We start from the raw sequence: 13,702 nt of genomic DNA on the forward strand, positions 1-13,702 counted from the left end.
ATCGCACAATGAAGAGATATAATAACATATTCAATAAAATGCTTCTGTTGCTCCTGCTGGCTTTCAGTTTTGGTTGCAGTGAAGATTATCTTGAAGATACCGAAGAATATAATATAGATTCTGAAAACTATTTTAATTCAGAAGAAGATTATTACAACGCACTAATTGGCGTTTACGATATTCTGCAATCTACTTACGTAAACGTATTACTTGGAGAAATTGCTTCAGACAATACACTAAGTGGAGGAGAAAGCGCCAATGATGTAATAGGTTTTCAGCAAGTAGACGAAATGACGCATACTCCCGTAAACGACAATCTTGACGATGTTTGGGACTGGAATTTTGCCGGGGTACAACGCGCAAATTATGTCTTAGAGTTTCAGGATAAAACAGATTTTGAAGGTCGCGAAATGATTATTGCTGAAGTACGCTTTTTACGCGCCTATTTCACTTTTGAATTGGTAAAATGGTTTGGGCCAATTCCTTTAAAGGGAGATGAACGTTTTGTATTGGGAGATGAAACTTCTGTTCCCAGAGCTTCCACTGAAGAAGTTTACGCGCAAATTGAAAGCGATCTACATTTCGCAATAGATAATTTAGATTATACCGCGCCACAAACTGGCCGTGCAACTAAAGGCGCTGCAATGGCTTTACTAGGTAAAGCACATTTATACAAGGAAGAATTTGATGAAGCTGCAAATGTATTGACAGAATTAATCAATAATGGTCCTTATGCCTTAGCAAATTTTGATACACTTTTTGAACAGGAAGGCGAGAATAATGAAGAATCTGTTTTTGAAGTACAGTATACAGGTGAAGAAGGAGCAGGTTTTGATTGCTTGCAGTGTAGTGAAGGGAACGTGGCCGTAGGTTTTCAGGGAATAAGAAATTACTCGGGTCCTGTTTTTGAACCTGGTTTCAGTTTTAATGTTCCTGTTCAGGAAGCTTACGATATGTTTACTGAAGATGATATTCGCAGAGATCTTTCTGTTTTAGATATTGAAGCCTGGGCAGCAGAAACCGGCGCAACGTATGCTGAAGGATATAAACACACTGGTTATTTTAACCGAAAATATCTTCCTCGTGAAAATAACAATGTAGGTGATGCCAACCTTACCCAGCCTAATAATTACCGTTCTATTCGTTATGCCGATGTTTTACTAATGGCTGCTGAAGCCTTGAACCGTGGCGGGAGAGACGATAGTGAGGCTAGAACATACCTTAATGAGGTTCGTGACAGAGCAGGTTTAGATGGGGTAGAAGCTGCAGGAAATGCACTTACCGAAATTATCTACGAAGAAAGAAGAAAAGAACTGGTAGGCGAAGGTCACCGTTTCTTCGATTTGGTTAGAACCGGCAGAGCCGCTGATAATATAGACGGATTTACCACCGGAAAAAACGAACTTTTTCCAATTCCGTTAGAAGAAATCGAATTTTCTCAGGGTAACTGGGAGCAAAATCCGGGATACTAAAACATTAGAATTATGAAAAGACATTATAAAATAATTTTTGCATTCCTACTCGCCCTGCCGTTTTTTGGCTGCGAGAGTGATGACGATGCACTGGTAGATCTTGAGCAGGTGCAGGCCCCGGCAAATTTGGGTGCAACATTTCAAATAACTCAAGATAATTCTGGTTTGGTAGAGATTACACCAACTGGTGAAGGAGCTGCTATATATACCGTAGATTTCGGTGATGGTTCTACCCCTGCAGAAGCAATTAAAGTAGGAGAAGCTGTAGAGCATGTTTATGCAGAAGGTGAATATGAAGTAGAGGTTACCGGGACTAATATTAACGGTAAAACCGCTACAGGAACTCAGCCTTTAACCGTTTCTTTCCTTGCTCCCGAAAACCTGGAGACCGAAATTGTAAAAGATGCCGACGATAATTATACCGTAACAGTTTCAGCTAGTGCTACAAACGCTGCGATGTTTGAGGTATATTTTGGTGAAGAGGAAGATGAAGAAGCCACCCCGTTAATGCCGGGAGAAAGTGTTTCTTACACCTATAGCAGTATTGGAACTTACAATGTTCGCGTGGTTGCTCTAAGTGGGGGCGCTGCGACTACAGAAGTTACTGAGGAAATTAGTATTACAGATCCGCTTTTCCTTCCTATAGATTTTGAATCGGAAACACTTAATTACACGTTTAACAATTTTGGTGGTGGCGAAGGAGCCGGCGCACCGGTAATCGATAATCCAGATCCATCTGGGGGGAATACCAGTGATAGAGTAGCTTCTTATACCAAGCCCGAAGGTTCAGAAACCTGGGCAGGTACAACCATCGCTTTAGACGAACCTATAGATTTTTCAAGCGAGCGCTACATTAGTGTAGATGTGTGGTCACCAGAAGCCGGAACCGATGTTATTTTCAAAGTTGAAAATCTTGAAAATGCCGACCTTTTTGTAGAAGCTACGGCAACAACCACAGTAAGTGAAGGTTGGGAAACATTGATATTTGATATGAATACACTTGATCCTTCTATTGAATATGGAAGAATTGTATTATTCTTCAATTTTGATGCTCCGGGAACCGGGGAAACCTATTATTTCGATAATATTGAAACTACCCGTTTAGAACTTATAAAACTTCCTGTAGATTTTGAATCGGGAAATATAGAATATGCCTGGGGAGGATTTGGTGGAGCCGGTGCCGGTGTTATTGTTAATCCTGATATGTCTGGTATTAATCCCAGCGCTAAAGTTACCGAACTTTCTAAAGGAGAAGGTGCAGAAGGCTGGGCCGGGGTTTCTTTAAATCTGGATGAAGCTTTAAGTTTTGAGAACGGAACTACGGTTAAGATGAAAACCTGGTCACCAGAAGCTGGAGTGCCAATTCTGTTGAAATTTGAAGATTCAGATTCAGACCCAGACAATAACGGAAATCCTTCAGTATTTGTTGAGGTAACTCAAAATACTACTGTTGCTAGCCAATGGGAAGAGCTTTCTTTCGATCTAAGCACTTTTGAAGCTTTTGACGAAAGTATAGGTTACGACCGATTGATCGTGTTCTATGACTTCAACAGCCCAGGTGAAGGCACTAGCTTTTACTTTGACGATGTTACAATTGGCGATGTACAAACCGAATATATTTCGCTTTTTAGTGATGTTGCCGATGATGTAGAAGTTGATACCTGGAGAACCAGCTGGTCTGTTTCAGATTATGAAGAAGTTGAGTTTGACGGAAAATTGTCTAAACATTATTTCAATTTAGATTACGTGGGAATAGAAACAATCGCCAGCCCCGTAGATGCTTCAAACATGACGCACTTTCATACCGATATCTATACCGGTAACGCCGAAGTTTTCAAAATCAAACTAGTAGATCTTGGACCCGATGGAGTTTACGATGGAGACGATAATTCTGAATCTGAAATTATTATAGAAAATCCTGCCCAAAATGAATGGGTAAGCCTGGATATCCCGTTATCAGAATTTGAAAATCTTCAGGGAAGAGCAAATATTGGTCAGCTTATATATTCTGCCACGCCTGCCGGTGAAGCAAAAGTATATGTGAACAACATCTATTTCCACAATTAAAAATCATAAAAATGAAAAACATAATAAAAACAAGTCTTGCGGTACTTACGCTAGTTTTCTTCAGCGCCTGTTCCAACGACGATTATGATATAGGTGATATTACCACACCTTCTAACTTGAACGTTACCGCCAATGTGGTAGGGCAAACTGAAGAAATGCCTAATGGCGATGGTAGTGGAGCGGTAAGTTTTAGCGCCAGCGCCGATAATGCCATGACCTACAAGTTTATTTATGGCGATGGTTTTGAAGAAGTTTCTGCTTCTGGAGAAACCACCCATAGTTTTAACGAGAACGGTGTAAACGATTATACCGTAACAGTAATCGCTTCCGGTACCGGTGGTGCATCCTCAAATATGACGACTACCGTCACAGTTTTTAGTGATTTTAGCGATCCTGAGACTAAAGAATTGCTTACCGGCGGAAGTTCAAAAACCTGGTATGTAGCGGCTTCACAGCCGGCTCACCTGGGTGTTGGGCCAAGCGGTGGAGAAGGATTTACGGCTCCTATATATTATGCAGCTGCTCCTTTTGAAAAGGCCGGCGCAGATGTTAGTTCTTGTTTCTATACAGATGAACTTACTTTTAGTTTAAATGAAAACGATAATATTGTTTACAATTACAATAACAATGGGCTAACCTTTGTTAATGTAGCCTACACCGGCGATTTTGGTGGAGATGGATCGGAAGACCAATGTCTTGACTTTAGTAATACTGGTGACTTTAGCGCTTCGCTTTCGCCCTCAACTTCTGGTTTGCCAGAAGATGCAACTACCGGTACGGTAATTAATATCGCTGGCGGTGGAACGATGAGCTACTACGTAGGTTCAAGTTCTTACGAAGTTCTTAATATTACACCAACCACAATGGATGTTAGGGTAATTCCCGGCAACGATCCTGCTTTGGCCTGGTATTTAAAATTCACCACATCTCAGGGGGGAGAAGAGGAAGAGCCTGAAGAATTTCAAACCGAATATGAAAACCTTGTTTGGGAACAGGATTTTGATACCGATGGACCGGTTGATTCTAGTATCTGGAATTTTGAAATTGGTAATAATAACGGCTGGGGAAACCAGGAAGCTCAATATTATACTGAAGATAACGCATTAATAGAGGGTGGAAACCTTGTGATTACTGCAAAGGCAGAAGATACCAACGAATTTGATTATTCATCTTCAAGAATAACTACAAAAGATAATTTTGAATTTCAATACGGAAGAGTAGAAGCCCGTGCTAAGTTACCTGAAGGAGCTGGCACCTGGCCCGCTATCTGGATGTTGGGTTCAAACTTTGATGAAGTAGGATGGCCTGAAACCGGGGAGATAGATATTATGGAGCACGTAGGGAACCAACAGGATATTGTTCACGGTACCCTGCATTATCCGGGACGTTCCGGTGGAAATGCCGATGGAGGTTCAGTTGAAGTTCCCGGTGTTAGCGACGAATTCCATACCTATACTATGGAATGGTCTCCTGAAAGAATTCTGTTTCTCGTAGATGGCGAAGTTTACCATACTTACGCTAATAATCCAGATTCTCCATTTAATAAAGACTTCTTTATTATTCTTAATGTAGCGATGGGTGGAACCTTTGGCGGAGAAATTGATCCGGCATTTGAGGAAAGCTCCATGGAAATTGACTACATACGAGTTTACCAGGAATAATAAAACTAAAAATAAGACTGCCTGATTGCTGTTATTGTTTTCTGAATTTACGATTGAAGATTATTTGTTTGTAGGCCACAAACTTAATTTCTTAAGCGCACTTCAGGCAGTTTTTTTACTCGATAATCGAGATTTAAATGTTCCGTCCCAACATTTTTGGGATGCCTCGAAATCAAAATATATTTTCCAATAATGCCTCTGGCGGTTCGCCCCGAGGTAGTTTACCTCAAATTATGAAAAAACTAAATTTATTAGGGTTTTTCCTGTTAGGCTGTTTTATGGTCAATGCACAGGATTCAACCATACAAAGTTCGGTTAGAAATGTAGAAATCAAAGTAGATTCGGTTTTAGCATTAATGACCCTTGAAGAGAAAGTAGGACAACTTGTGCAGTACAATGGCAGTTGGGATCTTACGGGACCTGCTTCACAAATGAATAACAAACAAAAGGAGGAAAACCTTAAAGCCGGAAAAGTAGGCGCTATGCTTAATGTACTTTCGGTAGAAGCTACCAGGGAAGCACAAAAGCTGGTGATGGAAAATTCACGGTTAAAAATTCCGTTGATGTTCGGCTATGATGTAATTCATGGGTATACCACGATTTTTCCTGTTCCTCTGGCAGAAACTGCCAGTTGGGATCTTGAAGCTATGAAAAGGACCGCAGCAATCGCTGCTCTGGAATCGGCAGCAAACGGAGTTAACTGGACTTTTTCGCCTATGATAGATGTTTCGCGAGATGCGCGTTGGGGTAGAATTATGGAAGGTTCTGGGGAAGATCCTTTTCTAACTGCAAAAGTGGCGGTTGCCAAAATAAAAGGTTATCAAAGTGACGATCTTTCAAACCCAAAAAGTATAGCTGCAACGGCTAAACATTTTGCAGGCTACGGTTTTGGAGAAGCCGGTCGGGATTATAATACGGTCCATATTGGAGAGAACGAACTTCATAATACCATTCTTCCGCCTTTTAAAGCTGCGGCTGAAGCAGGAGTTGCTACGTTTATGAATGCCTTTAATGATATAGATGGTACTCCAGCCACTGGTCACAAAATCCTTCAAAGGGATGTTTTAAAAAGAGATTGGAACTGGGACGGATTTATAGTTTCAGATTGGGGCTCTATTCCCGAAATGATAGCACACGGTTTTGCTAAAGATAAAATGCAGGCCGCACAAATCGCTTTAAACGCGGGCAGTGATATGGATATGGAAGGCGGGGCTTACGAATCTAGCCTTGTTGAACTTGTTGAGAACGATAAGGTGACCCTGGATTATATTGATGACGCGGTAAAAAGAGTACTAAGAGTGAAATTTAAACTCGGACTTTTTGATGATCCATATTTATATTCTAATGTAGAACTTTTAGAAGAGATCTCGTTTGAAGAGCATAAAAATGTAGCTAGAGACGTGGCTAAAAAATCTATTGTTCTTTTAAAGAATGAAAATGAGTTACTTCCAATAAAAGAGTCGGTTAAAAAGATTGCGGTTATTGGTCCGTTGGCTGATGATAAAGATACACCTATTGGTAACTGGAGAGCCCAGGGAGAAGCTAATTCAGCAGTTTCCTTGCTGGAAGGAATTCAAGCTAATATCAATGAAAATGTAGCGATCAGCTATGCTAAAGGTGCAGACCTTGGTATGGGTGAACGAAGTTTTTTAATGCCGTTAAAAATTAATGAAACCGATACATCAGGATTCCAGGAAGCTATTAATACAGCTTCAGAAGCCGATTTGGTAATTATGGCACTTGGTGAAGATGCATTTCAAACCGGGGAAGGAAGGAGCCAGGTAAATGTTGGTATAGCAGGAGTTCAGCAAGAATTGCTTGAGGAAATTTATAAAGTGAACAAGAATATTGTTTTGGTTTTGATAAACGGAAGACCTTTGGAAATTACCTGGGCGTCAGAAAATATCCCGGCTATTGTTGAAGCCTGGCAATTAGGTTCAGAAAGCGGAAATGCGATTGCCGATGTTTTACTGGGAAATTATAATCCTTCAGGAAAACTTCCGGTTTCTTTCCCGCGCGCCGTAGGCCAGGAACCGCTTTACTATAATCAAAAAAGTACAGGACGTCCTTCTAATCCCGAACACGTGACCTATTCTGGTTATACCGATGAGAAAAAAGATGCACTTTATCCTTTTGGTTTCGGACTTAGTTATACAACATTCGAATATGGGAATTTAGAACTTTCTTCAGAAGAAATGAATAACGATCAAAGTATCCAGGCAAGTATAACTTTGAAGAATACCGGTGATGTTGAAGGAAAAGAGATCGCTCAGCTTTATTTGCGAGATCTTGTGGCGAGTACCACCAGGCCGGTAAAAGAATTAAAAGGATTTGAAGCGGTAAGTTTAGCTCCCGGGGAATCTAAAACAGTCACTTTTGAAATTGATGAAGAAATGCTTCAGTTTTATAATGCTAATAGAAAATGGGAATCTGAAGAAGGAGAATTTGAAGTTTTTATAGGCGGAAATTCTAATGATCTTAAGAAAGCCAGCTTTACTTTAAAAAAATAATAATGAATAGAAAGTATATAATTCTTAGTTTAAGCCTGTTTATTGGGTTACAAATTTCTGCACAGGATTTGATTTGGGAAGAAGATTTTGAAGGCGATTCCCTGAATATGGAAAACTGGAGTTACGAAACCGGAGACGGCTGCCCCGATCTTTGTGGGTGGGGAAATAACGAACGCCAGATTTATAACGAAAATTATGTTGAGGTTAAAAATGGCAAATTGGTAATTACCGCCGATAAGGTTGGTGATAAGTATTACAGCGGAAAAGTAAATACCAAAGATAAATTTGAGTTTCAATACGGCACTGTTGAGGTTAGAGCGAAATTACCCGATGGCCACGGGCTTTGGCCGGCGATCTGGATGCTGGGAGATAATGTAAATGAGGTGGGCTGGCCTGCTTCGGGAGAGATAGATATTATGGAATTTGTAGGCAGGCAGCCCGATACTATTCATAATGCACTGCATACGCCCGCAAGTCATGGAGATACCGAAAATATAAAAACCACGCCGGTAAAAAATGCAACTTCAGAATTTCGGGTGTTTAAAATGAACTGGACTGAAGATGCGATCACTTTTTATATAGATGGAGAAAAGACCTATACGTTTTCTCCTTCAGAAAAAACCGAGGAAACTTACCCTTACAGGCATCCGTTCTATTTTTTATTGAACCTTGCTGTAGGCGGTAATTTTGGTGGTCCTGAAGTTGATGATTCCATTTTTCCGAAGCAGTTTTTAATAGATTATGTAAAGGTTTATAAATAAAAATTTCCCCCCTTTTTTAGTAAGGCCGGCATACCAGTAGCGTATGCTGGCCTTTTATTTTTAATGAATTGGCTGGAGATTAATAATTTATGTATATTTTACAGATATTTATAATCCTAACTAATGAAAAATCTTATCATTCTACTGGTAACTGCATTTATACTTACCAGCTGTGCCGAATCTCAAAAAGACGATACTCCCTGGAAAAAATTATTTGATGAAGAAAATCTGGATGGCTGGTCTAAAAAAGGTGGTGATGCCGAATACCGGGTGGAAAATTCAGCAATAATTGGGACTACGGCCCACAATACCCCGAACACTTTCCTTACCACTAATAAAGATTACGAAGACTTTATTCTGGAGCTGGATTTTAAGGTGCATTCAAGTATGAATTCTGGTGTACAAATAAGAAGCAATAGTTTAGATGATTATATGGATGGCCGGGTACACGGTTACCAGGTAGAAATAGATCCATCAGATCGTGCCTGGAGCGGCGGAATTTATGATGAAGCGCGTCGAGGTTGGTTAGTAGATCTAAAAGAAAACCCGGATGCTCAAAAAGCTTTTAAACAAAATGAATGGAATACCTATAGAATTGAAGCCATTGGCGACACTATTAAAACCTGGATAAATGGTGAGCCCGCAGCGCATTTAATAGACGATAAAACCTCAAAAGGTTTTATTGCCCTGCAGGTACATAGTATTGGCGAAGATGCCGAAGCAGGCACCGAAGTCATGTGGAAAAATATTAAAATTCTTACCGAAGATTTAGATAAATACAGCACTGAAACTCCCCTGGAACCTATTAAAACCAAAAACAGTTTAACTACAGCTGAAAAAGATAACGGCTGGGAAATGTTATGGGATGGTGAAACCACCGAAGGTTGGCGTGGTGCACGTTTAGATGAATTTCCGGAAGAAGGATGGAAAATAGAAGATGGAGTACTTACAGTGTTGGCCAGCGGTGGCGGAGAATCTGAAGCTGGTGGTGATATCGTTACCAAAGAACTTTATGGCGATTTTGAATTAAAAGTAGATTTTAAAATTACTGAAGGCGCCAACTCTGGTATTAAATATTTTGTTGATACCGATTTGAATAAAGGGCCAGGTTCTTCAATAGGTTTGGAATATCAAATTCTTGATGATGAACGGCATCCCGATGCCAAATTGGGTAACCACGAGGGAAGCAGGACCATGGCTTCTTTATATGATTTAATTCAAGCCAATCCCGATAAACCTGTGAACCCTGTAGGAGAATGGAACACCGCTCGTATTGTTTCTAAAGGGAATAAAGTAGAGCACTGGTTAAATGGCGAGAAAGTGCTGGAATATGAGCGGAAAAGTGAAGAATACCGCCAGCTGGTTTCTGAAAGTAAGTATGTAGACTGGCCAAATTTTGGAGAAGCCAATGAAGGTCACATTCTGCTTCAGGACCACGGAAATAAAGTGAGTTTTAAAAACATTAAGATCAAAGCAGAATAAATATGAATTCAAGAAGAGATTTTATAAAAAAAACAGCTTTAGGCGGAACTGCTCTTGCAGTTGGAAGTTCAGCAATGGCAATGAGCGCTAAAAGCTATCGCAAAATTATAGGTTCTAACGACAGGATTAATGTTGCGATAGCAGGTTTGGGAAGAAGGCTTGGGGCCTATTTTGATCCTATTGCAAGAAAGGATTCCAATGTAGAACTCTTGTATTTATGCGATGTAATGGAAAGTCAGCGGGTAAATGCACTGGAGCGGTTTTCAGAACATATAGATTATAGCCCAAAGCTGGAAAACGATATTCGTAAAGTTCTTGAAGATAAAAAGCTTGATGCTATTATAAATGCTACGCCAGATCATTGGCATACTCCAGGCTCTATTATGGCTATGAAAGCCGGAAAGCACGTGTATGTTGAAAAACCTTCCAGTCATAATATGTTTGAAAATGAACTGCTGGTAGAAGCCACCAAAAAATACGGGAAAGTGGTGCAAATGGGTAATCAGCAGCGATCATCAAATCACACTATTGAAATTATAAAAGATATACACGAAGGTGCGATTGGCGAAGTTTATAAAGCGGTGGCCTTTTATACTAATGGACGTGGTGAAGTTCCAAACCAGAAAAAAGCCCCTGTTCCGCAGGGATTAGATTGGGATTTATGGCAGGGCCCTGCACCAAGAAGAGAATATACCGAGGAAACCTGGGATTATAACTGGCACTGGTATGGTTGGAATTACGGTACAGCCGAATCTGGTAATAACGGAACTCACGAGATGGATGTAGCAAGATGGGCCTTGCAAGTGGGAATTCCACTACGTACCGATGCGCAGTCAGCAAAAAGACATTTTAAAGATGACGGTTGGGAAATGTACGACACCATGGATGCCACGTTTAAGTTTGCAAACAATAAAGTTATTCAGTGGGATGGTAAAAGCCGAAATGCCTACGACACCTACGGTGGCGGCCGTGGAACCATAATTTATGGTACCGATGGCGGCGTATTTGTAGATCGTGAGAAATATGTGCTTACCAATAGAAATGGGGAAGTAATAAAGGAATATAACTCTGCATCTAATGAAGCCGGGACGGCACTTGGTGGCGGTGGCGATATGTCTACAGCGCATATGATAAATTTCTTTGATGGGATACGCGGCACAGCCAAATTAAATGCACCTATAGATGATGCCAACATTAGTATGACCATGGTACACTATACCAATATTGCCGATCAACTTGGAAGAGGATTTGATGTAGACGATAAAACAGGAAAGATATTCGACAGGGATGCTATGAAACTTTGGGGCCGTGAATATGCCCCTGGTTGGAAGCCTGAAATTTAATCTTTTAGGTTTATAAATCCTTTAGCCTATTTTAGTAAAAACTAACCAAAATCATAATTGCAAGGAGTTCTTTTTTAATACCTTCGCGGCTCATAATGCCCCTTATGAATAATGCTAAAATTGAAGAGAATAAGGAGATAAAAAGGCTTCAAACCTTGCTTTCCTATAATATTCTTGATACACCCTACGAAAAAGATTTTAATGAGCTCGCACAGCTTATTGCCCTAATTTGCGATGTACCTGTTGCTTTTATTGCCATGATAGACGATAAAAGACAGTGGTATAAAGCCAAAGTGGGTATTGATGGAAGCGAAACCCCATTAGAAGAAACATTCTGCCAATACACAGTAATGCAGGATGAACTTCTTGAAATTTCTGATGCTCTTTTAGATGAAAGGGTGAAAAACAACCCACATGTTACTTCAGAAAACGGAATTCGGTTTTATGCCGGGATGCCATTAAAGGCTGAAAATGGCTATAATATAGGGACGGTTTGTGTGGTAGATGGCAAACCAGGAAAACTTAATGACCGGCAAAAGCAAGCTTTAAAATTACTTGCCAGTCAGGCGATGCACCTCATAGAGGCCAGGCAAAAGAATAAAAGCCTGGGAAAAGAATTAAATAATATTCTCGAAAAACGAATAGAAGATACTCAAAGAAAACTCGAGCTTCAAGAAAACGAGAATAAATCTTTAATGCAGGCCATTAAAAATTCTAGCGGGGTTGTAGAGTTTAAACCCGATGGAACTATAATTTCTCTAAACCGAAATTTTGAAGAAATCTCGGGCTATACCGAAAAAGAGCTGCAGGGAAGTCATCATAATATGTTTATTACCCCGGCCGATTATGCTGCAAATAAGCTACTTTGGGAGGCTTTACGTAAATGTGAATATAAAACCGGTCGTGTGCGCAGAATACATAAAGACGGATCTGAGTTTTATTTACAGGCCTCCTACAACCCAATCCAGGATTTAGACGGGAATGTGGTGAAAGTGGTGAAGATTTCCCAGGATATTACTAAAGAAATTGAAGCTGAAATTTCCCTGGAAAAGGCTAAAGAAATGGCCGAAAGCCTTAATGAACAGAAAGATAATTTTATCGCGAATGTTAGTCACGAAATTCGTACGCCAATTCACGCAGTTTTAGGCTTTACCGATCTTTTACTGGAAAATGAAAAAGATACTCATAAAACCAATTATCTAAAAGCAGTAAAAATCGCCGGCGATTCCTTGCTTTTTATTGTTAACGATATCCTGGACCTCTCAAAGATGGATGCCGGTTTATTGCAAATAGATAAAGATGTTTTTGATATTCGGGATGCGGTAAACAGGGTGTTTTCAATTTTACATTTAAAAGCGCACCAAAAGAAAATTGAATTTGAACCACATATTGCTGATGATGTTCCAACTTTATTAGTGGGAGATAAAAACAGGCTTTCCCAGGTACTTATTAATCTTTTAGGCAATGCCATAAAATTTACTTCAGAAGGAAGCGTAAGATTATTAGTAAGTGTTAGCAAAGAAACTTCAGGATTAACTAGACTTAATTTTAAAGTTTCAGATACTGGAATTGGTATTCCGACGGATAAATTGGATACCGTTTTTCACCGTTTCTTGCAGGCAGATGAAAATACCTCACAAAAGTATGGCGGTACAGGTTTGGGACTTAATATTTCCAGGCAGCTTATCGAAAAACAGGGGGGCACAATTGAAGTACAAAGTGAACCGGGGAACGGAACCGATTTTATTTTTGACATTCCTTTTGAAAAAGCTACAGAAGAAAAAGGTATGGCGGCAGCCGCGACAGATGATTTACAGGAAAAATATTCGGGAAAAATTTTGATCTGTGAAGACAGCGAACTAAATCAACGATTGGTAAAGGCTCTTTTAAAAGGGAAAGGTCTGGAGGTAGATATTGCTTCAAATGGAGAAATAGCACTTTCATTTCTAAAGGAGAATACCTACGACTTGATTTTTATGGACGTACAAATGCCGGTTAAAAATGGCTATGAAACCACTAAATTCCTTAGAAATAAATTGGAGTTAAAAACGCCTATTGTGGCATTAACTGCCAATTTTATGGCTACTGAAAGACAAAAATGCGCTGAAGTTGGAATGGATGATTATCTAGCCAAACCTTTTCAAAAAAAACAATTGTTTGAAAAGGTTGAAAAGTGGCTCTATGGTGAAAGATTCGCGAAACAAACGGTGTTTAACTAGCTTGTGCTGGATTACAAAGTGACACAGGTAAAATCAGATTTAATTAGGAGGAATTGTTGAAGTATAGCAAATTTGTATTATTTTTATATAATGTTGCCCCATATAAATCCAACGTACTAACTTTTACGTATATCTACTCCACCACAAAGTTTTTTGGCGAATAACATTATTGTAGTACATTACGCAC

General features: G+C 39.8%; 8 protein-coding genes. All 8 read left to right on the forward strand.

Annotation, left to right across the window (positions count from 1 at the left end; translation table 11 throughout):
* The first annotated feature begins 8 nt into the window (after nucleotides 1-8).
* Complete coding sequence (locus tag B5488_RS12060) at nucleotides 9-1,472, forward strand: RagB/SusD family nutrient uptake outer membrane protein (protein ID WP_079735490.1); 1,464 nt, start codon at nucleotides 9-11, stop codon at nucleotides 1,470-1,472.
* Nucleotides 1,473-1,484: 12 nt separating this feature from the next.
* A complete protein-coding gene (locus B5488_RS12065; protein WP_079735491.1) occupies nucleotides 1,485-3,539 on the forward strand; it encodes a PKD domain-containing protein in 2,055 nt (684 codons plus the stop codon).
* Between the two features lie 11 nt (nucleotides 3,540-3,550).
* The gene (locus B5488_RS12070) at nucleotides 3,551-5,200 is read left to right on the forward strand and encodes a family 16 glycosylhydrolase (protein WP_079735492.1); all 1,650 of its coding nucleotides are present in this window, start codon (nucleotides 3,551-3,553) and stop codon (nucleotides 5,198-5,200) included.
* 233 nt (nucleotides 5,201-5,433) lie between these two features.
* Complete coding sequence (gene bglX / locus B5488_RS12075; protein ID WP_079736607.1) at nucleotides 5,434-7,710, forward strand: beta-glucosidase BglX; 2,277 nt, start codon at nucleotides 5,434-5,436, stop codon at nucleotides 7,708-7,710.
* Nucleotides 7,711-7,712: 2 nt separating this feature from the next.
* Nucleotides 7,713-8,471, forward strand: a complete 759-nt coding sequence (locus tag B5488_RS12080) for a glycoside hydrolase family 16 protein (RefSeq protein ID WP_079735493.1) — start codon at nucleotides 7,713-7,715, stop codon at nucleotides 8,469-8,471.
* Between the two features lie 123 nt (nucleotides 8,472-8,594).
* Entirely contained in the window at nucleotides 8,595-9,953 is a 1,359-nt protein-coding gene (locus B5488_RS12085) for a 3-keto-disaccharide hydrolase (protein ID WP_079735494.1), read from the forward strand.
* A gap of 2 nt (nucleotides 9,954-9,955) precedes the next feature.
* Nucleotides 9,956-11,296 (forward strand): Gfo/Idh/MocA family oxidoreductase, encoded by a 1,341-nt coding sequence (locus B5488_RS12090; protein WP_079735495.1) that lies wholly within the window; start codon nucleotides 9,956-9,958, stop codon nucleotides 11,294-11,296.
* Nucleotides 11,297-11,400: 104 nt separating this feature from the next.
* The gene (locus B5488_RS12095; protein ID WP_170065281.1) at nucleotides 11,401-13,515 is read left to right on the forward strand and encodes an ATP-binding protein; all 2,115 of its coding nucleotides are present in this window, start codon (nucleotides 11,401-11,403) and stop codon (nucleotides 13,513-13,515) included.
* Nucleotides 13,516-13,702: the final 187 nt, after the last annotated feature.

Origin of the sequence: Salegentibacter salegens (genome assembly GCF_900142975.1) — a bacterium.
GTDB lineage: Bacteria > Bacteroidota > Bacteroidia > Flavobacteriales > Flavobacteriaceae > Salegentibacter > Salegentibacter salegens.

Bases quoted from the DNA above. Each gene is read 5' to 3' on its own strand.
- B5488_RS12060 (WP_079735490.1), top strand. From the start codon at position 9: ATGAAGAGATATAATAACATATTCAATAAAATGCTTCTGTTGCTCCTG.
- B5488_RS12065 (WP_079735491.1), top strand. From the start codon at position 1,485: ATGAAAAGACATTATAAAATAATTTTTGCATTCCTACTCGCCCTGCCG.
- B5488_RS12070 (WP_079735492.1), top strand. From the start codon at position 3,551: ATGAAAAACATAATAAAAACAAGTCTTGCGGTACTTACGCTAGTTTTC.
- bglX (WP_079736607.1), top strand. From the start codon at position 5,434: ATGAAAAAACTAAATTTATTAGGGTTTTTCCTGTTAGGCTGTTTTATG.
- B5488_RS12080 (WP_079735493.1), top strand. From the start codon at position 7,713: ATGAATAGAAAGTATATAATTCTTAGTTTAAGCCTGTTTATTGGGTTA.
- B5488_RS12085 (WP_079735494.1), top strand. From the start codon at position 8,595: ATGAAAAATCTTATCATTCTACTGGTAACTGCATTTATACTTACCAGC.
- B5488_RS12090 (WP_079735495.1), top strand. From the start codon at position 9,956: ATGAATTCAAGAAGAGATTTTATAAAAAAAACAGCTTTAGGCGGAACT.
- B5488_RS12095 (WP_170065281.1), top strand. From the start codon at position 11,401: ATGAATAATGCTAAAATTGAAGAGAATAAGGAGATAAAAAGGCTTCAA.